At 65.7% G+C, this 21,941-nt stretch carries 16 protein-coding genes; 8 read left to right on the forward strand and 8 right to left on the reverse strand.

All coding sequences use genetic code 11. The features are described 5' to 3' along the window. Positions 1 to 163: 163 nt before the first annotated feature. Positions 164 to 6,991 (forward strand): polymorphic toxin-type HINT domain-containing protein, encoded by a 6,828-nt coding sequence (locus ACFUVW_RS03610; RefSeq protein ID WP_430569983.1) that lies wholly within the window; start codon positions 164 to 166, stop codon positions 6,989 to 6,991. Positions 6,992 to 7,068: 77 nt separating this feature from the next. Continuing rightward, positions 7,069 to 7,632, forward strand: a complete 564-nt coding sequence (locus tag ACFUVW_RS03615; protein WP_430569984.1) for a HEAT repeat domain-containing protein — start codon at positions 7,069 to 7,071, stop codon at positions 7,630 to 7,632. A gap of 31 nt (positions 7,633 to 7,663) precedes the next feature. Here the strand turns inward: ACFUVW_RS03615 and ACFUVW_RS03620 are convergent, their stop codons facing one another. Beyond that, complete coding sequence (locus tag ACFUVW_RS03620; RefSeq protein WP_430569985.1) at positions 7,664 to 8,152, reverse strand: DUF1877 family protein; 489 nt, start codon at positions 8,150 to 8,152, stop codon at positions 7,664 to 7,666. A gap of 1,302 nt (positions 8,153 to 9,454) precedes the next feature. On the opposite strand from ACFUVW_RS03620, the gene ACFUVW_RS03625 reads away from it, so the two are divergent. After that, positions 9,455 to 9,910, forward strand: a complete 456-nt coding sequence (locus ACFUVW_RS03625) for a hypothetical protein (RefSeq protein ID WP_430569986.1) — start codon at positions 9,455 to 9,457, stop codon at positions 9,908 to 9,910. 1 nt (position 9,911) lies between these two features. Here ACFUVW_RS03625 and ACFUVW_RS03630 read toward each other — a convergent pair whose 3' ends face one another. The 4 genes from ACFUVW_RS03630 to ACFUVW_RS03645 all read right to left on the reverse strand — a co-directional run bounded on the left by ACFUVW_RS03630 (position 9,912) and on the right by ACFUVW_RS03645 (position 13,414). Beyond that, positions 9,912 to 10,148, reverse strand: coding sequence for a helix-turn-helix domain-containing protein (locus ACFUVW_RS03630; protein ID WP_430569987.1), 237 nt, complete (start codon positions 10,146 to 10,148; stop codon positions 9,912 to 9,914). Between the two features lie 329 nt (positions 10,149 to 10,477). Next, positions 10,478 to 11,527: a hypothetical protein gene (locus tag ACFUVW_RS03635; RefSeq protein ID WP_430569988.1), complete on the reverse strand. Its 1,050-nt coding sequence runs from the start codon at positions 11,525 to 11,527 to the stop codon at positions 10,478 to 10,480. A 293-nt stretch (positions 11,528 to 11,820) separates the two neighbouring features. Then, entirely contained in the window at positions 11,821 to 12,699 is an 879-nt protein-coding gene (locus ACFUVW_RS03640) for an HIRAN domain-containing protein (protein ID WP_430569989.1), read from the reverse strand. Between the two features lie 217 nt (positions 12,700 to 12,916). Next, entirely contained in the window at positions 12,917 to 13,414 is a 498-nt protein-coding gene (locus ACFUVW_RS03645; RefSeq protein WP_430569990.1) for a toll/interleukin-1 receptor domain-containing protein, read from the reverse strand. A 342-nt stretch (positions 13,415 to 13,756) separates the two neighbouring features. Here ACFUVW_RS03645 and ACFUVW_RS03650 point away from each other — a divergent pair, with 342 nt between their 5' ends. Both ACFUVW_RS03650 and ACFUVW_RS03655 read left to right on the forward strand, forming a co-directional pair. Further along, positions 13,757 to 13,999 (forward strand): hypothetical protein, encoded by a 243-nt coding sequence (locus ACFUVW_RS03650; protein WP_430569991.1) that lies wholly within the window; start codon positions 13,757 to 13,759, stop codon positions 13,997 to 13,999. Continuing rightward, the gene (locus ACFUVW_RS03655) at positions 13,999 to 14,712 is read left to right on the forward strand and encodes a hypothetical protein (protein ID WP_430569992.1); all 714 of its coding nucleotides are present in this window, start codon (positions 13,999 to 14,001) and stop codon (positions 14,710 to 14,712) included. The genes ACFUVW_RS03650 and ACFUVW_RS03655 overlap by 1 nt, the downstream gene beginning before the upstream one ends. Positions 14,713 to 14,885: 173 nt before the next feature. Here ACFUVW_RS03655 and ACFUVW_RS03660 read toward each other — a convergent pair whose 3' ends face one another. After that, positions 14,886 to 16,694 carry a hypothetical protein gene (locus tag ACFUVW_RS03660; protein ID WP_430569993.1) on the reverse strand — a complete coding sequence of 603 codons (1,809 nt, stop codon included), beginning with the start codon at positions 16,692 to 16,694 and terminating at the stop codon, positions 14,886 to 14,888. Positions 16,695 to 16,951: 257 nt separating this feature from the next. On the opposite strand from ACFUVW_RS03660, the gene ACFUVW_RS03665 reads away from it, so the two are divergent. From ACFUVW_RS03665 to ACFUVW_RS03675, 3 genes are all read left to right on the forward strand, one after another. Then, on the forward strand, positions 16,952 to 17,224 hold the full coding sequence (locus ACFUVW_RS03665) for a helix-turn-helix transcriptional regulator (protein ID WP_430569994.1): 273 nt from the start codon (positions 16,952 to 16,954) through the stop codon (positions 17,222 to 17,224). 64 nt (positions 17,225 to 17,288) lie between these two features. Next, a complete protein-coding gene (locus tag ACFUVW_RS03670) occupies positions 17,289 to 18,569 on the forward strand; it encodes a tyrosine-type recombinase/integrase (RefSeq protein ID WP_430569995.1) in 1,281 nt (426 codons plus the stop codon). 504 nt (positions 18,570 to 19,073) lie between these two features. Beyond that, positions 19,074 to 20,018, forward strand: coding sequence for a hypothetical protein (locus ACFUVW_RS03675; RefSeq protein ID WP_430569996.1), 945 nt, complete (start codon positions 19,074 to 19,076; stop codon positions 20,016 to 20,018). Positions 20,019 to 20,287: 269 nt separating this feature from the next. On the opposite strand, the gene ACFUVW_RS03680 is transcribed toward ACFUVW_RS03675, so the two are convergent. After that, positions 20,288 to 20,782: a DUF2199 domain-containing protein gene (locus ACFUVW_RS03680; RefSeq protein WP_430569997.1), complete on the reverse strand. Its 495-nt coding sequence runs from the start codon at positions 20,780 to 20,782 to the stop codon at positions 20,288 to 20,290. Between the two features lie 166 nt (positions 20,783 to 20,948). Further along, on the reverse strand, positions 20,949 to 21,941 hold a 993-nt coding region (locus tag ACFUVW_RS03685; protein ID WP_430569998.1), incomplete at its 5' end, for a hypothetical protein.

The following is a 21,941-nucleotide window of genomic DNA, read 5'->3' on the forward strand; positions in this document are numbered from 1 at the left end:
TTACTTCGATTCGGGGGACGCGATGTTGCGCAGGCGCAAGGACAACGAGCGAAGGCTGGGCGGACGCGTTCTTCGGGGGACCAGAGCCTCACGCTCGAGGCTGGCGCCGGCGTTCGTCGTCGTGAGTGCCCTCCTGGCGACCTGCCTAGTTGCGGGGCCGTCTGTGGCAGATGATGCCGTCGCGACGCCTGAGGTTCCTGATCCGGGAGTCAGTGTGTCGGGCAAGGCCGCTGGAAAGCTGGCACCCACGGGCATCCCTCCCGCGCCGAAGGTCACGCGGCCGCCGTCGGTAGAGCCAGGTGGCGGAAGTCGGCTCGTTGCTGTCGCGGAAGCAAAGGCCCAGAACCAAGGCACTGGCCTGGTCGATGTGGGCGGGCTACCGCTGGGTCTCCAGCAGTCCAAGGGCACGCCGGATGTGGATCTTTCCGACCTCAAGGTTGATGTCCACCCGGCGGAGACTGACCAGCATGGCGGTGTGCTCGTCGCTCTGTCAGCGGTCGGGGCGGAGAAGGTTGACGCGCGCGCATCGGACGACAAGGCTGCCGAGAGCAACGCAGTCGTCGACGTCACGATCGACTACTCGCAGTTCGCGGGGCGGTACGGGGGCTCCTACGGGGACCGGCTGACGGTGGTGCAGGTGGCGGACTGCGCGCTGGAGTCTCCGCAGAAGGCACCCTGTGTCGCCCAGAGCGACGTTGGTGCGCTCAATCGCACCGGCGAGGACCTCCTGCTGGCCAAGGGCGTGACCGTCGGGGCGCAAGGGGCGCCCACGGTGCTGATGGTCACTGCTGGGGTGTCCGGAGACTCGGGGTCGTTCGGCGCGAGCAGCCTGTCACCGTCGAACACCTGGTCCACCGATCTGCGGTCCGGAAGCTTCGCCTGGAACTACCCGCTGAGCGCGCCGGACGTGCCGGGCAGTTTCACGCCGAATCTCGGGATCTCGTACTCGTCAGGTGGTATCGACGGGCGTACTAGTTCGACGAACAACCAGGCCTCCCAGGTCGGCGACGGTTTCGATCTTTGGCCCGGTTTCATCGAGCGCAAGTACAAGTCGTGCGGGCTGGACGAGGTGAAGAACGACGCGGGCCGGCCCATCGGGGACCTGTGTTGGGACTACGACAACGCGTTCATCTCGTTCAACGGTGTCGCGGGTGAGCTGGTCCCGTCGGGTACCGACACGTGGCGGTTGCAAAAGGACGACGGCACCAAGATCGAACGCTTGCGCAGCACAGCGCGCGGCAACAGCGACAACGACGGCGAGTACTGGAAGGTCACCACACCGAACGGCACACAGTACTTCTTCGGCTATAACCGGCTCCCAGGTTGGCAGTCCGGCGACGCGGTGACCGCCTCGACCTGGACCGTCCCGGTCGTGGGTGACGACGCCGGCGATGAATGCCATGCGGCGACACGCAAGGCGTCGTTGTGCCGCCAGGCGTGGCGATGGAACCTCGACTACGCCGTCGACGCCGCCGGGAACAAGATCACTTACCACTATGCGGCGGAACGGAACCAGTACGGGCAGCTCGGTGACCCCGCGACCGACAACGTCTATCACCGCGGTGGCACACTGACCCGGGTCGACTACGGCCTGCGTGGCGCGGACCTGGTCGGCGCGGGCGCGGCACAACCGCTGGGGCGGGTGAGCTTCACTTCCGCGGAACGGTGTCTCGCCTCAGGTGGTGTCCAGTGCACCAACATCGCTACGCAGCCGTCTGGATGGTTCGACACCCCGTGGGACCTCAACTGCAACGCGGGCGCGACCTGCGACCAGGGCCGGACGTCGCCGTCGTTCTGGACGCGCAAGATGCTGACCAAGATCACCACCCAGGTGTTCGCCGACACCGGGTCGGGTGCCGCGTGGCAGAACGTCGACTCGTGGACGCTGGGTCACCGGTGGGGCATTGCCGACTCGGACTATCAGCTCCTGCTGACGTCGATCACTCGCACCGGGCACACGGGGACGACCGCGATCGCGATGCCGGCCGTGACGTTCGGGTACGACGAGATGGCCAACCGGATGGACTCGGACGGGGACGGCCAGGAGCCGTTCTACAAGTCGCGCCTAACCGTGATCGCGGACGAGGTTGGCGGCCAGGTGGACGTGACCTACTCGCCCGAAGCCTGTAGTCCGTCGTCACTGCCCTCGCCGCAGACGAACACCACGCGCTGCTTTCCCCAGATGCGCAAGCCGGGGCCGAACCTTGACCCGGTGACCGACTGGTTCAACAAGTACGTCGTGACCGAGGTCGTCACGACAGACCGCACCGAGACGTCGCCGGATCAGGTGACCAGGTATGAGTACCTCGGCGGTGCGGCGTGGCACTTCGACGAGTCCACGGGCATGGTGCCCGAGGAAGAGAAGACCTGGTCGGACTGGCGAGGGTATGGGCAGGTTCGCACCACCACCGGTAGCGCTAAGCAACAGCTGACGCAGTCAGATGCGTGGTTCCTGCGCGGCATGCCGGGTCAGAAGGCCAAGCTGGAATCTGACGAGGGTGCCGAGATCGTGGACGCGGAGCAGTACGCCGGGTTCACCTACAAGACCGCGACCTACAGCGCGCCGGACGGCGCCGTGGTCTCCAGGACGGTGAACCGGCCCTGGTGGCACCAGACCGCGATCAGGGAACGGTCCTGGGGCGACCTGAGGTCCGGGTTCAGCGGCACGAGCCACACCAAGTCATGGACATCGTTGGGTACGGGCGGAGCCCCGTGGCGGACCACCGAGAAGTACCAGACATACGACAAGGTGGCAGGCAGGATCACCAAGGTCGACGACCGTGGCGACACAGCCCTCGCCACGGACGACAAGTGTGTGAGTACGAGTTACGCCAGCAACACGAGCAAGAACATCCTCGGGCTGCACGCTCGGCAGCAGACATGGGGCGTAGCCTGCTCAGCCACCCCGAACCGCACGGGCGGGGACGTGATCTCCGACGTCCGGTACGCGTATGACGGTGCCGGATATGACACTGCTCCGACCATCGGACGCATCACCGGTGCGGCAGACCTCGCAGGTTACGAGGGGACCACGGCTCGGTACGTCGAGGCGGCAACCACATACGACACCTACGGAAGGCCCACGAGCGTTACCGACGTCGCGGCGGACGTCCACCTGACGTCAAGCGGCGTGCTGTCGCGCACCGCGCGGGCGGACGGACGGAAGACGACCACCGCCTACACGCCAGCGACGGGTTTCGCGAAGCAAATCGTTGAGACCAGCCCCCAGGCGAAGCCCGGCACGGCATCGTCGGCGTTGACCACGACCACGCTGCTGGACCCGCGGCGGGGCGCTCCCACGCGGGTGACCGACACCAACGGCAAGGCGACCAACGTCACCTACGACGCGCTCGGCCGCACGTCAAAGGTCTGGCTGGCCGACCGGGTCGTCACGCAGACGCCGTCGATGCAGTACACCTACAAGGTCACCGGGAAGGCGGCCCCGGCCGTGGGCACCACGACGCTGAACAGCAACGGGGACCCGCGCACGTCCTGGACGTTGTACGACGGGCTGCTGCGCCCGGTCCAGACGCAGGCTCCGGGGCAGGACGGCGGGATGATCCTCGCCGACGCCATGTACGACTCCCGCGGGCTGGTCTCACGGACCTACAACCCGTACTACACCACTAGTGCGTCCGCAGGGGTGCTGTTCGACCCCTACGACAGTGCGGTGGTCGACGGGCAGGTGCGCACGAGCTACGACGGCCTCGGCCGGCCCGTGCTGTCGAAGCTGATGCGCAACGACGGCGATGGCGGGGAAGTCATGTCCACCACCCGCACGATCTATCGCGGGGACCGCACGACAGTGATTCCGCCACATGGTGGCACCGCGACCACGACTCTGGTCGACGCCCGGGGCCGCACCACCGAGCTGCGCCAACACCATGACCGCGCGACCGCCGCCCCGGCCGATACGACCGGCTTCGACACGACGAAGTACACCTACACCGGGCGCGACGAACTCAAGACCGTGGTCGACCCGGCGGGCAACCGGTGGGAGTACGGCTATGACCAGCGTGGCAGGCAGGTCAGCACCAAGGACCCAGACGCGGGGACCACGACCTCCACCTACGACGACTTCGGTCAGGTCACCTCGACGACCGATGATGCCGGACAGACCCTCGTCACCACCTACGACGGGCTCGGCCGTCGCACGGGCCTGCGCGCCGACTCCGCGACCGGGGCGCTACGTGCGTCATGGACGTATGACACCTTGCCGGGAGCCAAGGGCCAGCTCACCTCGTCGACCCGGCACGAGGGCGGCGCGCAGTACAGCACCCAGGTGCTCGAGTACGACCGGCTCTACCGGGCGACCCGCACGCGAGTGGTGATCCCGGCCGTCGAGGGCAAGCTCGCGGGCAACTACACGACGGTCACCTCATACGGTCCCGACGGCTCGATCTCTGGCCTGGGCCTGCCCGCTGCCGGCGCGCTGCCCGGCCAGACGGCGGCATACGACATCGACCCGGACACCGGATGGGTGCTCGGCATGATCGGCCCGGAGGGGATCTCCTCCACCTCAGCGTATGACAACGTGGGCCGTCTGACGCACATGGAGATGCACGGTGACGCCGGTGAGCTGATCACCGCGACCTACGCGTTCGACCGCACCACGGACCGATTGACGGATTACCGGGCGGACCGCCTTCTGCAGCCTGGTATCGATCGGTCGGAGACGTACACCTATGACGAGGCCGGCAACGTGCTGTCGTTGGCCGACGTGTCCCGAACCGGCACGGACGTGCAGTGCTACGACTACGACCATCTGCGACGACTGACCGAGGCGTGGACCCAGAAGTCGACGGGCTGTGCCGACGACGGCGCCGCGGCGAAGGCAGCAGGTTCGCTCGGCGGGCCCGCGCCGTACTGGCAGGAATGGACCTACGACAAGGCGGGCTCCCGCCTCGCCGAGACCCAGCACGGCATCGCCGGGACCAGCGTCCCCGGGGATATCAAGCGCTCCTACCAGTACGGGACCACACAGCCGCACACCGTCACCGGAGTCACCCAGGACGTCGCAGCGTCCGGAACCAACCCGGCCGTCAAGTCCCAAGAGACGTACACCTACGACAAGGCCGGTCAGACCACCACTCGGCAGATCAACGGTGACACCCAGACCCTGACCTGGTCGCCCGAAGGCCGCGTCCAGGACGTGACCAACGCCGACGACAGCGGCGTGGAGTACGTGTACGACGCGGACGGCAACCGGCTGCTCGCGCGCACGAACCGCGGTGCGGGTACGGAAACGACGCTGTACCTGGGGCACACCGAGGTCACCGTGAACAGTGCAGCGCCCACGGTCGCGAAGGCGACCCGGTACATCGACGTCGGCGGTGGCCACACGGCGGTCGTGGACGACGATCGCACGGTCTCGTTCGTGCTCGCGGACCACCAGGGCACGGGACAACTGTCGATCCGGGCGGACACGATGACGTTGTCGCAGCGGCGTACGACGCCGTTCGGCGCGGACCGCGGCTCGTCGCCGGCGCAGTGGGCGGGGTCGCGCAGCTTCGTGGGCGGGTATGACGACCGTGAAACCACGGGGCTGGTCTCACTCGGTGCCCGGGAGTACGACCCTGCTTTGGGCAGGTTCGTCTCGCTTGATCCGGTGATGGATCTGACCGATCCGCAGCAGATCCACGGGTACTCGTACGCGAACAACAACCCGGTCACGTGGTCGGACCCGACCGGGCTGAAGCCGGACGATTGCGCCTGGCAGACGTGCAAGACCACCAGCGGCGGCGGCTGGACCAGCACGAACCCGACCAGCGAACACGTCGACAACGACTACCAGGACGGCGACCCGTCGGACGACTGCCACAGCGGGTGCATTCCGGCAGGGAGCCTCGGCGGGTCGGGCTCTTCCTCTGGCGGGGGTGGTTCGGCGACGAACACGGGCTCAACCGGCGCGGCGACGTCGGCCCCGGCGGAGAGCGAGACCGCTCGGGCACAGCGCATTCTCGACCGCAGCGTGACGGATGTGGCACTCGAGCTCGGCTGGGAGGCGTTGAAGGACTTCGTCGGCTGGAACGACCTGGTCGGCTGCCTGGAGAAGGACCTGGGCGCATGTGGCGTGCTCGCGCTGGGCATCGTCCCGGTGGGCAAGGGGCTGAAGGCGATCAAGGCCCTGTACAAGGTGATCGACGGCGCGATCAGCTTCTACAAGGAGGTCAAGTGGGCGCGAGGGGTGATCTCACGGGCGAGATCGACGTCCACGGTCGGCGGGGCATGCTCGATCAACAGCTTCGTACCCGGCACTCTGGTACTCCTCGCGGATGGCACAACGAAACCCATCGAGGATGTCCAGCTCGGCGACCAGGTCCTCGCCACCGACGAGACCACCGGTACGAGCGAACCCCAAGCTGTCGTCGCGCTGATCACAGGGGAGGGTGACAAGGACCTTGTCACCCTGACCGTGACCGACGCACATGGCGACACCGGGTCTGTCACAGCGACCGACGGTCACCCGTTCTGGGTACCCGACATGGATGAGTGGGTCGACGCCGGCGACCTTGAGCCCGGGCAGTGGCTGCAAACCTCCGCTGGTACCCACGTCCAACTCACGTCCGTTGATATCAGCCGCGAACGCGCCAAGGTCCACAACCTCACCATCTCAGGAACGCACACGTATCATGTGGTTGCAGGCGTTGCGACGCTGCTCAATCACAACTCAGGCGGCGCGGCATCGTGCGCACGAGGAGTAGCCGGCGAAGATGAGTGGTCGGCGATTACCGGAATCCACAAGAACCGGGAGGTGGTCCAGATCAACGGACGGAGCAGAATTCCGGACGGACTGGACCTGAGCAGGGGCGAAGTGCATGAAGTCAAGAACGTAGCGCGACAGCACCTATCGACTCAATTGAAGGACGACCTGGCGCTGGTTGGTCCTGCGGGCAGACTGCATCTATGGGTTCGCTCGGACACTCGCCTCTACTCCACCATCACCGCACATCCGCAGATCACGATCCATAGAATGACGAATCTTCCATGACAATAAGCCAATCGAAATGGACCGCTCATTATCGGCGTGATTCGGAGAGGGTTCTAGCCGAACTAGATTCATTGGGCGTGAATGCAATCGATCTGGATAAGATTCCCGTTGGCGCCGACAACGCATTGCGGATCGCACCGGCATTATTGCGCCATGCGATGACTACGACCCATCCGGGGGTTGCGCAGGTGCTGTTAGAGCGAGCATCTGTTGCTGCGGCAAGTGATGTAGTCATACCGCAGTTGGCAACCTTCATTTATCGAGTCCCAAAGGCATATTTCGCGCCCGAGTCGAGTATCGAAGAGCGGGAATTCTATGCCGCAAGAGTGCGCATGTTCACTGGTAGCATGCTCGGGCGCCTCGTATGTCCAGAATGGGCAGATCTGTACTACACGCTTGCAAAGGACGCCGATCTGGGCGCGGATCGCTTTAATATCATTCTGAACCTCGAGAAGACCAAGCGCCACGACACGGGCGAAGTGCTCCTTCGTGCACTCGATGACGACACAGTTCGGAACTTTGCCGCGCAAGCATTAGGTGCCTTGAGATATTCGCCGGCGCGTGAAAGGCTCGAATCCTTGAGTAGAAACGGGGACCCCGATCTCCGCCGGGCGGCTCATTCAGCGCTAATGCAAATGTGATCGGCCGTGCATGGAATGGGCCATTGAACTGTCAAGCGATCCAGATCACAAATCCGCTCGACGAAGTCGATGCATCCTCAAACTGCTCCTTAAGTACATTATAGTGGTGCGCGAGGTATGCCCTGCCCATGTCCGGCGCAGTCAGAACGTCTAAAGCGTAGACCTCCTGATTGGTCAGGCTGTCAAGATCAATGGACGTCATAGCCTCATCAAAATCCAGCCGTGACAATTGGAGGGTCACCTGCCGGGCTGTATCGGGCTCAATGACCTGAGGCTGACCGTAGCCCCAATCGCCGGCGCTCGGCAGCGGATAGTCTCCGCGAATCGCGGCCGGGTTCACTCCCACTTGTTCGAGAATCAATTCCAGAATCTGCCATGACTTGTCGATGTCGAATATTCGATCCCCTGCGTCGTCTGCCTCCTCGATACTCAAAGCCAGGTCGTATGCCCATTCGGGATCCGATATCGCCTGCCGGAGTTCGGCGGGGCCCAGTTTGAGGTAGTTCATGATCATACTCATTGCGATATGGTAGCGGACCTCCAGTGTTGTATCCGGTCTTGGCCGGTATGCGGTCTTGCCGCAGTGGCGCGCGACGCTGTTCGGTGCGGACTGTGGCCTCGCCACCGCGTTGTGCGAGTCGCGCAGCTTCGTGGGCGGCTATGAAGACCGTGATCCCACCGGTGGGGATCGTCTCGATACGAAGAGTGCAGCGGGTGTCTGGATGAGGCAGGGAATTATCAACGCATTCTCAGCCGGCCAGGCGCTGGTGCGAATAGGGAGTCGCGCGTGAGGGTGAGGATGCGGCATGCAGTTGGGTTCTTGCGTCGAACGGTGAGTTGGCTGCGTACAGGGTTTCCTCGGGTTTTGGATAATGAGAGCAGTGGAGATATTTGCCTAGAGTCGGCCGGTATTCCTAGGGAGAATTGCGAGGGCGACCCGTTCGTCGAGGGTGGACGATGATCGCACGGCGACGATGAACGATGAGCGCACCGTCCCAGCTGTGGCGCGGACTTGCCCCCCGCTCGACAGGCTCGCGATCACCTACCGGGCGGCCGACGTCTTGTGCGCTTGTACTGTCTGGGCACGGGCAGGACGGCAGCGAGCTAGGGTGTCGGCGCTGTGAACGGGCCAGCGGGGAATCCGAGCCGGAGCATTCCCTCGGAAGTGGACATCACGATGATCTCATCCCCAGGGGCGAACACTCTGTCTTCCCCAGGGGGATGCCTGCGACGAACCAAACGGGGCCCGCAGCGAAGTCGAGACGAAGAGCGACCGGCAGCTTGATCGCCCGGGCATGCTCCACTTCCCGCGCGTCCGAGGAACGAGCAGTGCCCACCTCGAGCCGCTCCCATTAGATGTCTACGGCGAGGATCTGTTGGCCAGCTCGCGATCTCCACTGCGGGTGATCTGTGACCGCCCAGCGCTCCGGGCCGTTGTCGCTCAAGATGAGGAAGTCCTTCATCGGCTGGCTGAAGACCTCGACGCCGTAAGGGTAGAACGAGCTCGTCCACGGCACTGAAACAGGACCCGCACTCGTCCATACCTCAACGCCCATCACGGCGTGATGCCAGTCGCCGTAGTCTCACTCCCGCGGCTCGTCGCCCAAGCTGTGGATGTCCCAGTACGCGACGTCGTCGACACGAAGCCCGACCATGCGTGTGGTCTTCCGGTCGAAATCGCTCCTCGCGCTCACGAGACGAACGATGCCGCATGCCCGCCCGCGAAATGGGAGCCGCGCCCTAGTTGGTGCTCGACGAGCAACTCCAGGGCGTGAGTACCACGCTCCGGGTCGCTTGTGTCGGACGTCCTACGCTTTGACTCATGCAGAGGGCGTGGACGTCACCGCCAGTGCTGGCGGCAGACCTGGGCATCACTCGCCAGGGCGTGCGGGCCTGGCTCAAACGGCACGGCTACCAGAAGGACCCAGACGGCCGCTACCGGATCGACGCGGCCACCGAAGCGCACATGCGCGACTACTTCGCGGCGCGTAAGACCCCGCCGCCGCCAGGTCCGTGCAGCGTGGAGGGGTGCGACCGTCAGCGGATGAGCCGACGCGCTGTGCTGTGCGATCTGCACCACCAACGGATGTACCGGTACGGGACGCTGGAGCGTCCATTGCCGGGGGAGAACAACCGGAGGAAGACGCACTGCCCGAAGGGGCACCCTTACACACCCGAGAACACCTACAAGTACTCCGATGGCCGGCGTCGCTGCCGCCGCTGCCGGCTCGATCAGGTGGCGGCCGCGCGTCGTGCGCGGCGGGCCGCGCGGGACTGAGCTACTCCTCGTCGACCTCGGGCGTGACCTGGCCCTTGGCGATGGCCTCTCGCGCGGCGGCGTACTGCCGCTCGATGTACTCCTCGAGCTTCGCGCGCTCGATGCGCCACACGCGCTTCGGCCCGACCTGGATCGCGGGCACCTCGCCCGTCTTGAGCAAGGTGTACACCGCGGTCTCGGTGATCGCCAGCTCGTCGGCGACGTTCTTCACGGACAGGAAGCGGGGCGAAGTCGTCATGCCCCATATCCTCCCGTGCCGGAGCAGCCTTCGGCGCCGAGAACGCGCACCTCAGGAGCACGCACGTTGCTAGTAGTTTTGGACCGGGGCCTAGTCGGCCTTCGGCGTCTCGTCATTGATCGGGCTGCGGAGCGGCTCGCCGCTCCGATCTAGGAGCTCGACCAGGGTGAGCCTGTCGGGTTAGGGGTCGATTCAGCGATGGTGGCTGGGTCCGGTGTGGGGTCTCGAATCGGCCGGCGATGGGGCAGTCGTCGCCGACGTGCACAACCGAACCCGGGTCGTCGGTGGTGTTTTCGACGTCGAGGCGCGCGTCTGTTCGCCTGGATGCCTCAGATGTACTCCGTGCAGTAATGGTGGGTCAGGCCCACGGGCGGGCTGTCCGTGCCGACCCATCCCTCGGAATCGGAGTTTGTCAGAACTGCGCAGGTGAAGTGGTGGACCTGGCTGCGCTTCTTGCCCCGTCCGGCCGGCCGGTACACGAAGGTGCCCAGCGCGCCGAACACGCGTTCGGCCTCGCGCCGTGCCGCAACTGCGGCATCAGTTCGCTCACGGTCCTGCGCCGCGTGAACGGCCGCGGCGACCTCGGCCTGGTGGCGACGCGCGGTGACGTCGGCGAGCCTTTCATCCAGGGACTTGACCGGGTGGCACAGCGGGCAGGCACTGGAATAGGGCGGGAACTTCTCGAACCCCTCCCACTCGGATGGGACGAACACGCTGGTGCGGATGAACGCGCACTCTGCCAAGTGGACGGGCGCGTCGGGTACGCCACGTCGACGCAGGAAGTTGCCCATGCTCGCAGGGTCGATTCGCACCGTTCCCGACTCGACATCGGCTCGCTTCATGTCCCGCACTGCCTGCAGCAGCGCGCGTCCCCGGGACTCCTCGGACAGCTCGAGGCGCTCCATGCATTGTGCGCACACCACCATCGTGTGCAGGCGTTCCCGCTCGCGAGCGTTGGTTCGTCGACCGGGCATCCGCTCTCCACACAACGCGATGGAGGGGTGTTCGCCCAGGATGTGTGCCCAGGACGTCGGCCACCGGTAGGTGTACTCGTGCAGCTGGTCCAACACAAGGTCATCAACCTTGACCGCGCCGGGCGTCCAACGGATCTCCATGAGACTGTGCCTCGCGATGTCCGCGATCGGGACGCACCGGTGCAGCGTGAGGTACGGGCGGCCGACTATGTCAGCTGCGGCCATCATGTCGCCCGGCAGCGCACCCTTGCCTCGCATCGGGTACCAGTGCTCGGACAGTGCCCCTGTGTCGCCCTCGACTGGCTCAATCGCCACCGCGTTGAACGCCCGCCGGGACCCGTTGAAGATCGGCAGCTGGACCACGTCGTTCCCGCACTGGTGACAAGGCAGCCTCGTGACCTTCACAGCGCAAATTCTATTGGGGGCCGCCCACACACGAGGAACAGCCGCGCGACACGGGAACTTGCGGCGTGCGGTCGGGGTCTCACCCGCGCACTCCCGTGGCTGGTCGATGCGAAGGCGCAGGCTCGCGTTCGCGGCCAGCCCCGATCCTCCGGGGGAGTGCGTAGGCTTGGGGCGCCGGAACGACTTGTCTGAAGACCTGACGGTGCATTCGGGCGGGCCACCGTCGCGGCAGGCATGCCGAGGCGAGCGGTTGAGCGTGTCGTCGCCGCGTGTACTGGTGCTGCCAGGTGGCGTCAGTTCTTCAGCTTGGCGAGGCGCTGCCCGAGCTTGGTCGATGCGCGTTGCTCGACGGGAACGAACGCAAGCCAGCGTTCTAGTACTGCGGCTTCTCTTTCCGGTTGGCGAAGCTTGCGATGGATGATCGCCGCTTGCTCGGTGTACCAAGGTGCGGGTGTGGAGCCAGCGCGGTCGCCCTCGGCACCTTGGATCGCTGCGTAGCAGAGTTCCAGCGCTTCCTCGAGCCGATTGTCGCGCTTGAGTTGCTTGATGGGTTCGACGAGTTCCAGGTAGTGAACGCCGCTGACCATCCCCGCTTCGAAGGTCTTTGCGCGGTCACCGCCACCCGCCAGCGCCTCGGCAACCATCTCGCGTCGGGCGAGATGCACGCTGGTGCGCTTGTCCTGCGGTGTCATCGGAGGCAGGTTCTCTGCGGTGTACTGCCACCGAGGAGGCAGATCCTCCCCGAGCCATACCCACGCCTCGACGCGAGCAGTCTCGCCCTCAACGAGGTACGCCAGTTGCAGCGGCACCGCGCGCGCTGTTCGCTCGTCGAGCAGCAGGGAGCCTGCGGCGCCAGCGGGAAGGTAGCCGATTCGTTCGCCTTCCACGAGCACCGCGACAGCATTCGGATCCGAGGCGTTGCTCGGCTCGCGTTCGAGTACTCCTGCCTCTTCGAGTAGCCCGCGCCCGGCGAGGCCTCGTCGGCGAACGAGTCCGTGCGCCGCCTCGGCGCAGAAGGTGGTCGTACCGGCAAGCTTGACCAGAGGGGCCCCGGAGAGCCTGATCGTGAGCGTTGGGCGTTGCGTCGGCGACGATGGGTTCGCGGGTGTGGTGCGGAGTGCACCAGCGGTGCGCGGGCTACGACGTCTGCCAAGCCATTCCCTAAGACTCACGGGTGGATGATCTCACAGCGGAAGATTCCGGGGGACCCGTGCTTGGGCCCTGGCCTGGCGTCTGGCGGCCGACTGGCCCGTTCAACCACGATGGGAAACTTCTGCGTCGACCTGGAACTCACCCCAGGTTGACCAATTACGCCGAGTCGACACGTCGGACGCCAGAGCCAACTTGGTCGAACCGCCACGTCCATCCGGGACCAACAGACGCCGAATCTCATGCTGCCGGGAGAGCGGCGGCCGCGGCCGCGATCTTGGCAGCGACGGCGTCGATGGACTCTTCTGCGGTGCTGAGCCCGGAATGGGATGCCAGCATCGGACTAACGTCGTTGAGCTCGTCGAAGGTCACCCCGTGCAGGACAGGGATGACGCGACGGGTGCTCAGGAGCACCGCCAATTCCTTCTCGGCAACCCCCTCGGCCTCGAGGCTGTCGAGGAGCGCCGGCGTGACGAGTACGATCCCGACCCGGGAATTTCGGAGTCCCTTGTCAATCTCGCGGATCATGAGCGAGCCAAGAGGAAGATCCTCCTCGCTGAACCACACCGTGGAGCCGTTGGACTTCAGGGCTCCGTAGAGTTCAGCGGCACTGCTTTTGCGGTCGGGCCAGGCATGACAAAGGAATAGATCGCGGCGGTCGGGGTGCGTACTTGCCTGCTCCGCGGCCTTCTCGGCAAAAGGCGCGATGGTGCGCCACTCGATGGCGCTGTACGGCACCGTTCTGCCGGCCCTTGTGCGACGTGAGGCGCCGCTGTAGCTGGACCCGGACCCACCCGACCGGTGCGTCGACCCGACAGACGGCGGTCGTGGTAAGTACGAGTAGTACGAGGGGCTGGAGCGCCGCCTGCCGCCGCGGCACGCAGGGCACCGCGCCGCTGCTGCTGAGGACCGGTGACCGTAGATGGGAGCTGTGCACTGCGCCATGTGGCGAGCGTACGGCGTACCTGTGCCACCTGGGCCCGCTCTGGAGAGCACTGACCCGACCATGGCACGGCCCTTGACCAAGGGGCGTATTCTGTGTAATACAGCCGGGAGGCACGTCGTCATACGGAGGCGTGGATGCCCCAGTTCTACATCAGCGCCGTCGCGTTTGATCCCGATAACGACCACCCGCTCGACAAGGGCCTCACCGAGGCCGACTACTGGCACATGCTGACCGGCACGCGGGTGCAGGCATCCCCAAACCCCGGGGGCGCGGACTGGCGGACCGAGCAGACCGCCCTGGACGGCTCCCGATGGCTCGTCCTCTTTGACTACGACCAAGGAACAGCTGTCCCCGTTACAGCATGGAAGGTGAAGTGATGACGACCAAGCAGCGTGACCCGTCCACCCTCACCGATGCCGACCTGCCCTCGATGACCCGCGCCGAGCGCGCCGCCTACTACGAGGCGAACGCGCACCGGCTCGATGAGCTCTTCGACGACAGTCGGAAGGTGGCTTTCGAGCCCGACCCCAAGGGCTCTGACCTCATCGTGTCCGTGCGGCTCAAGCACGGCGAGGCTGACACCCTTACCGCGGCTGCCCGGGAGGCCGGTAAGCCGCTGTCTGTGTATCTGCGGGAGTCCGCGCTCACGGCTGCTACCGGAGGCGCACCCGCGCATCGGGACCTGCGCCTGGAAGACCTTGACCCCGAGGACGTCGAGAAGGTGAAGGCGTGGGCGCTCGTGTCCATGGTGAAGTCGTCCGGCCTCACCGGTGTGGAGCGTGCCTTCGCGTCGTTCGCGCCTACAGGCGTGCTGCCTAAGCTTCCGCTCCCAGACGCGTTCAGCGTTTCCTTTGCGGGACCGTCGACGGGCGTCGAGGAGGGGCGCCACCTCCAGGCCGTCGTAAGAGAGAAGGGGCGCACCCGAGCGGTGACCACGAGGGAGGCCGCCGAAATCGTGGCGGAGGGGGCGGCTGGCGCCTATGCGGTGTTTAGGTCGCCTAAGGTTCGACGTGCCCGCCGGGCTCTCAAGCAGGAGCGCTGGATCGAGGTGAAGGATGTTGTCGCCCGCAAACAGGGCAGCAACGCGTGAAGGACGCGTAGTGTGCCGCCCGCTCGGGCGGGGCGACTTCTGGCTCGGATTTCATGGTTGTCAGTCGGACCGCGACGCGTGACCGGATCCGAGTGCGAGATTTCAGAGTTTCGTGCCTCGTGCCTGGGCTACCGTCTCCCGACCAGTTGTGTGGCTCGCACGGCTCATCGCACTCAGATCTCTGCGTCCACCAGCAGGTCGAGCGTCGCTTCCGGTCCGTCGAGGGTGGCGCGCCATGCGGTGTCCTGGGCTCGCGGTCGATCATGAGCTTCGCGGATGTTCTCGCCGCGGACGGTTGCCCAGATCGCTGTGCTGGTAACGCGGGCTGCCTGGGAGTTGGCGAACCCTCGGACTGAGGCGACCACGTCCGGGTTCGCCGGCCCACCGTGCGCGGCGGCATCCCTGCATCGCCTGAGGCGATCGACCCCCGCGTCGTAGTTCCTCGTGAGCTCGTCGATCCACTGCCCAGCGGACGACGTTGTGAGCAGGCGGCGTTGCAGTGTTCGCAGTCGACGTGCGCCTGGCGCGTGCAGTGGCAACGCGTCGCAGATCGCCGGCAGCCGGCGCAGCGCCAGATCGAATCGGAGACGCAGCCGTCCGGTGCGTTCCCCAGGAATGCTCTCGTAGAGGTCGTCAACGACCGCGACCTCGGGCACGTCACGGAGATCCCAAACTTCTGTCGGCTCGCGGTACGCGTCGATGAGTTCGTCCAGCAGTACTTCCCGAGCCCAGGTTGGCCCAAGTTGTTCCGTCAAGTGGACGCTCCAGTGCGATGCGTGCGCCATGCTGGCGACGAGCTCGATGACCTGCACGTCCACGAGCAGTGCTGCCCTGTTCGCGTCGTTGCCGGCGTTGAGGCGAACGGTACGTGCCGTGGTGAGCAGTTCCAGCAGTAAGTCTGTGATCGCGGGAACGTGGGGTGCGAGATCGGCCGCGACCTCGTTGAGCGTCTCGCTCGTCCAGAACTGACCGTGCTCCGACTGGTCGATCGATCGGTGAACTGGGAGGCGATGCAACACCTCGCCGTCGACGACGAGGACGCCACCAGCCATCGGCCGCCAATGAGTGCCCAGATCGTGGAACGCGGCGAGGTCGATGAGGCTCTCGGCAATCTGGTGCGCCCGCTGCAATGGAGCAACGAGTGGTCCCTCACCGAGATCGACGCGCACCCAGACCCAGTCCTCGAGATCGTCGTTGAACGCGGTGACGTCGAGCGCCCGCTGAAGCAGTTGCGGATTATCCAGCAGCTCAGCCGGGAGACGGTCCCGAAGATGGGCCAACGCCTCGCCTGCCGCGCTCGCGCTGAGCACCGAAGAGAGCGTCGGGCCGTCGAAGAAGGTGACACCTCCGATGGGCAATATCCAGTCGGGTGTGCGGCAGTGTGCACGTTCGAAGCACACCCATGCGACCTGAGTCCGCAGGGCAACGGGGAGACACAGGAGGTCACGGCACAAGGCGAGGCGGTCGGCCTCGGGCAAGTGGGCGGCTTCGTTGGGTCGCCGTCCGGATCTGACTGGGCCTCCCGAGACGGCCGCACGTGCAGACTCCACCCAGAGCGCGTCGTCGGACAGGACGCCGGCGAGCCGGGAGGACTCGGTGCTGAGGGCGCGCCCGCCGCACCGCAATGCTGCGTCCAGGTTGAACCTCAGGGACTCCACTGCCTCGTGACTACAGGCCGGGTCCACCAGCGCGGCGTGTAGGTCGTCGAACGCGGCGACCGCTGCGGCTGGAGCTTCCAGCTCGCGTATGACCGACGCGAGCGCATGACCGCAGTCGGCTCGCCACTGCGAGCTTGCTCCAGGCTCGGGATCTAGCAACAACGAACGTACGACGCCAAGGTCGGGGACCTTCGACCGCAAGCCGGGCCCGACGGTGTCGATCGCGTGGATCACGTCCTTGGCGAGGGAAGACCATGGGCGCTTGTGGTGCCGGCCGACGTACGGACGCGGGTCGTCGATCCAGGCGCGAAGCTCCAGCAGCATCGGGTGCAGGCTCGGGGCCATCAAGCCTGGGCGTCGCTCGCGATCACGTCCGATCCCTTGCAGGAGCCAGGCGAGTTCCGTGACTGGCGTGAACACACTCCACATTGTGCCTGCGGGCGGGACGTCACCATGTCGCGTCGGCACGTGGATCTGCGAAGGCCCCTGAATCAGCGGTCCAAGGACGACCGCCGGCCCTGAGGTGTTCGGTCAAGTACCGGGCGGTGGATCAGGCGACGAGTCAGTTGCACATTGGGGTTATGGCTACCAACACCACCACGCCGGAGCGGCTGTGGTCCATCGACGACCTGGCGGGCTTCCTCGTCGTGCCAGTGAACACGATCCATCGTTGGCGCAAGTTTGGCGAGGGTCCTAGGTCGTTCAAGGTGGGCAGGCATGTCCGCTTCCGGCCCGCTGACGTCACTGACTGGCTCGAGGCGCAAGCGCAGGTGCCGACGCAGAAGGTCGAGCCTTCACACAGGCCCGCGGCTCGCGGGTCCATCAAGGACGACGAAGCGTTCTGGGCCAACTGACCACCAGACGCAGGACGCGTTCGTCCCTACCGAACAGGTCTCGGGACGGTGGAAGGACAGGGTCATGGCTACGGGCAGACCCAGCACGAAGGTCGGGCAGTACGGCCACATCAGCTTCACTCACCGGGCCAACAGAACCGTGGTGGCTTCGGTGCACATTCGAGACAGCGATGGTGTCGCGCGCAGGGTGCGTGCCACCGCGCGCACGGAGGCGCTGGCCGACAGGAAGCTCAAGGAGAGGATCGCGTCACGGTCTGAGGGCGTCGTCGCCGGCGACCTGACGCGTGAGTCGTACTTCATGTCTGCTGCGCGTGTGTGGCTCGAACAGGCCCAGACGGATGCGCAAAGCGGTGGGCGACGCCGTCCGCAGACCGTGGCTCGTTACGAGCGGATCTTGCGGGCGCAGGCGGTACCGCGGCTCGGGCGGCTCCGGCTTGGGGAGATGACGGTGCCGCGCATCGAGCAGGCCATGTACGAGATCGTCGCAGAGGGGCATCACCGCAAGGCGCAGTTGCTCCGTGAGACGGTCTGCCAGGTCTTGGACATGTGCGTGCGCATGGACGTGATCCGCGACAACACGGCGCGCAAGACCCACAAGCCCGCCATCCCCAACCAGAAGAAGCCTCGGGCCTTGTCGGTGGGGGAGGTCCGGGAGGTCCGGGAGGCTGTACGACTGTGGCGCAACGATGGCAAGGAGTACCTAGGCCCGCGTCCTGACGGCAAGTTGCCCGTGTGCGTGGACGTGATGCTCGGCTCGGGTATCCGGATCGGGGAGGCGCTGGCCTTGCGGTGGGGCGACTTTGCGCACCTGGCAGGGCAGCCCTACATCACTGTGGCGGCGACGATGGTCGAACTCGAAGGCAAGGTCGTCTACCAGCCCATGACGAAGTCGCGGTCGGGCCAGCGCCGGATCACGCTGCCCGGCTTCGCGACCCGGGCCCTGTTGTCGATCCGGCCGGAGAACGCTGACCCGCAGGACTTCGTGTTCGCATCACGCAGCGGCAAGCCGATCCAGCCGGGCAACATGCGCCGGTCCCTCCACAAGGCCCTTGAGGCGTACGGGATGAACCCCGCGCTGGTTCACCCGCACCTCTTCCGTTCGACGGTGGGCACGGCGATCGCGCACGGCGGGTTCTCGGTGTCCGACGCGTCCAAGGTGCTCGGCCACTCAGCCTCGGCCGTGACCGAGAAGTACTACATCGAGGAACTGAGAAACACCCCGGACGTTACCGCCGCGCTCGACGCGCTGGTGGGGGAGCGGACCTACGCCTCCCCGTCCCCGACGGGACCCGGACCTGTGGCCCGTCAGTTCCCGCCGCTCGCCGTGGGTGGGCAGGTCGCCTGAGTCTCGTCAGGCCGCAGGAGGACCGAACCGGTCGGACCGGGTACTCCTGCGTTCACCCCTTACCCAGAGTCGACCATGCCTTGGACTTGGCGGGCTTGCTGAAGCCGTAGCTCGCACGCGTTGTCCCCGCCTTGGACAGCGCGGACTTGGAGGGCTTCGACGACTTGCCCATCCAGTCCAGCCCCACTCGGTTGCCAGATATGCGGTGCCGTCAGCACAGCACCGACCACCGACCACCGACAAGGCGCACCCGTCTGGAGCATCTACGCGCGATGAGCAACCAAGGTCACGCAGCGGCGTCCAGGTCGCCTCGGGGAGACGACGACGACGTTGCTCTGGGGGGTACGAGGATTGCCCAGTGCGGCAACGAGTTCAGCGACGACCCGTTGGCGCCACGGCTCGACGCGTTCTATCCCGCCGGATCACGAGCCGACGGGCGATCCTCTGCCCCGCGAACCCTGGAACCAGGGCGAACGGCGCGCCAAACTCTGGAACAATCCCGGCGTGGGTACTGAGCCTTCTTCCGATGTCGAGCGCCTCTACGACGCCGCTAGGTTCCATGCGCACGCCGCGATGTCGCTCGGAGGTACAGGGCTGAGTGAGCACGCCTCGCTCGACCTGGCGACCCGATGCGGCAGCGTTGTTGAACTTCTCGCAAAAGCGGTCCTGGCCGCATGCGACGCGAGGCTTCTGACCAAGAACGATGCTCACCATCACTTGCTTGACCTCGCATTGAATGCGAGAGGTCAGTCGCCAGCTGTCGCAGCGGCGACGAAGCTTAAGACGAGCGTAGACGCCAGCATCGCGGTGAGAGTCGCAGCGCGGATAGACCAACGCCTGATCGATACTACGGCGCGCGCCGACCGTGTGCTGCGGGCGCGGAACGCAGCCGTGCACATGGCGATTCCACTGACGGCCACCCAGTGCACAGCTCTTCTCGACGATATGGCGGTCGTCGCGTCGTCAACCGTCGCGGTCCTCCGGCGAACCCCCGCCGACTTCTGGGCGGATCACCTGTCGGCTGCGACCGCAAGAGTGGCGACGAGCACCACGAAGGTCCGGGCGGTCGCGGAGGGCAAGGTCGCGAAGGCGGGGGATGCGTTTCGTCGTTTGCGTGCGCAGGTTGGGGACCAAGCGTGGGATGGGGTGCTGACAGTGCTTAGACGTCGTCCGGCGCACGCCAGCGACGTCGAAGCCTCGATGCAGTGCCCTGCTTGCTTGGACGACGCGCAGGTGAGCTGGACAGCTGAAGCTGACGCAGATTGGAGCGATGGCGAGATCGTCATGTATGGCTATTGGGCCTTGGACGGCCTGAGTTGCCCGGTCTGCGGTCTGGAGTTGGATGGCGAGGAACTGGAAGCCATTGACTTGCCCGATCTTCCGGACCCCGGCGACGCTGCAGCAGAGATGGACGACCATTTCGATGACTGGCGGGAGTACGCGGACTGATTGGCCGAGGCCCCGCCGGAGGTTCCTGCTAGTCAGGGCGATAGGTGGACCGCCATTCGACATAGCGCGGGTTATCGGATCCGAACGTGTGCGAGTTGCATCTGATGCAAGAACCCGCACCTCGCGACGAGATCCGCGTCTGTTCAGGTCGGGGCGCCTGCCGCCCTGTCGTGGCGTGGCCAGAGATCTCCTAGTCCTTGCCGGATCGCCGCAGTTCACCGCGGGTTTCGTGCATCTGATGCAGGATTCCTCGGAAGGACGGCCGTCGTTCAGGCAGGAAGCTGGTCCAAGACCAACTGGTGATCCCACTCGCGACCAAGGACGGCCGAGAGCAGCTCATCGCTGCTGCCTACGCACCACGGAGACACATCAGGATCGAGGACGGCAAGCTCTACAGGTGCCGCCAACATCCCCCACGGCTCGACAGCGTTCGCGAGTCGACCGCTGAGCCGCAATTCCGCATACTCCGGCTTCCACCAGACCTTCGCGGCGTGCTGGAGATCATTGGGATGCACCCCGACCCAGACGCCGAATCGAACGGAATACCCGCCAGTCAACTGCACGGGGAGTAGTGCCCGAACGAACGCACCCATCGAGGGCACCTGCATCATGACCGACTCCGAAGCGGAGGGACCGCTCATCCAGAACCCGTCGGTCTCTTCGCGCTCGGGGAGGTTCAGCACAGGATCGGGAAGTGAGAACCGAACGTCGCGCTCATGCGCGGTCAGTTCGCGTCCGCACGAGGGACAGGTAGAAGCCGTCATCCAGCGGATGCTAGCGCCTTGAGCCCCCGCAATCTGGCGGATCCTCGTCCCATCAGGTTCGGTCACGACACCCCTGGACCGCCACTCAGACGGGAGGAACTCGCACGTCACGAGCACGCGCCTCTACCAGCTGTGCGGGTGGTCGCCCGAGCAGGTGCAGCGGCCATCACCTCTCCTGGGTCCACCAGGAAAGGAAACTGATCAAGGCGGCGGCGAGCATCGTGGCCTGGACGAAGTTGCGGAAGCTGACGACCCTAGTTCCGGTCACACCGTGGGCAACGGCATGCCGCGCGAACGACGTCGACCTGGCCCTCTCCTCGCGCGTGTACATCGGCCGGTACGCGAACCAGATCGGGCGGAAGACCATCGCCGTTCCGAGGTCTAGCTCGTCGAAGTGATCCATCACGGGCTGCTTCTTCGTAGGCTTGTGGCGCACGATGTCAGCGCGGCTCTCGATTTCGTCACGCATGAGGGTGTCCAAGATGCTCGCCACGTGCGAGAGCGCGGGCCCCACAAAACCTGCCCGTTCTGCGGAGATGGCCTGTTCGAGCTCGCGGGCCAGCGGCGCGTACCGACCACCAACCGCGTAGGCAGCAACTTGCGCACAGTCATCGATGATCACGCGTCCTCGCCTCCCGAGGACTTCGCGCCGCGCGCCGTAGGTCGGTGCAGCGACGAGCTGCTGCACGATCTTGGGGTTCGGGATCGCCCACAGCGTGATGCCCTCATCAGCAAGCCGGCTCAGATCGGCCACCGTGACGTCCACGTCGTGGAGGTTCTGAGGCAGGAGCTGGCGCCGTCGCCGCTCGACCATCTCCTTGAACCCATCGAGCCACGCGGGGCGTGCCAGACCCCCTAGTCCTTGAATGCCATGGAGGTATCGAGAGATCCCCTCCTGGGCCGACGACGCGGCGTAGAACCGGCCCAAGACTGACTGTGCTTGCTGGTTCAGTCCGGCCGCGGCGAGGGCGCTGAGCTTCGTGGACTGCAGGCCGCGGTCGAGTCCGGCCGCCGCGAGGGCGCTGAGCTTCGTGGACTGCAGGCCGCGGTCGAGTCCGGCCGCGGCGAGGGCGCTGAGCTTCGTGGACTGCAGGCCGCGGTCGAGTCCGGCCGCGGCGAGGGCGCTGAGCTTCGTGGACTGCAGGCCGCGGTCGAGTCC

Origin of the sequence: Isoptericola sp. NPDC057391 (genome assembly GCF_042668085.1) — a bacterium.
In the GTDB taxonomy this organism is placed as follows: Bacteria; Actinomycetota; Actinomycetes; order Actinomycetales; family Cellulomonadaceae; genus Isoptericola.

Excerpts from the sequence above, each read along its gene's own strand:
- ACFUVW_RS03680 (WP_430569997.1), bottom strand. The coding sequence starts at position 20,782 with ATGACGGCTTCTACCTGTCCCTCGTGCGGACGCGAACTGACCGCGCAT.
- ACFUVW_RS03655 (WP_430569992.1), top strand. The coding sequence starts at position 13,999 with ATGACGACCAAGCAGCGTGACCCGTCCACCCTCACCGATGCCGACCTG.
- ACFUVW_RS03650 (WP_430569991.1), top strand. The coding sequence starts at position 13,757 with ATGCCCCAGTTCTACATCAGCGCCGTCGCGTTTGATCCCGATAACGAC.
- ACFUVW_RS03630 (WP_430569987.1), bottom strand. The coding sequence starts at position 10,148 with ATGACGACTTCGCCCCGCTTCCTGTCCGTGAAGAACGTCGCCGACGAG.
- ACFUVW_RS03660 (WP_430569993.1), bottom strand. The coding sequence starts at position 16,694 with ATGCTGCTGGAGCTTCGCGCCTGGATCGACGACCCGCGTCCGTACGTC.
- ACFUVW_RS03670 (WP_430569995.1), top strand. The coding sequence starts at position 17,289 with ATGGCTACGGGCAGACCCAGCACGAAGGTCGGGCAGTACGGCCACATC.
- ACFUVW_RS03665 (WP_430569994.1), top strand. The coding sequence starts at position 16,952 with ATGGCTACCAACACCACCACGCCGGAGCGGCTGTGGTCCATCGACGAC.
- ACFUVW_RS03620 (WP_430569985.1), bottom strand. The coding sequence starts at position 8,152 with ATGAGTATGATCATGAACTACCTCAAACTGGGCCCCGCCGAACTCCGG.
- ACFUVW_RS03625 (WP_430569986.1), top strand. The coding sequence starts at position 9,455 with ATGCAGAGGGCGTGGACGTCACCGCCAGTGCTGGCGGCAGACCTGGGC.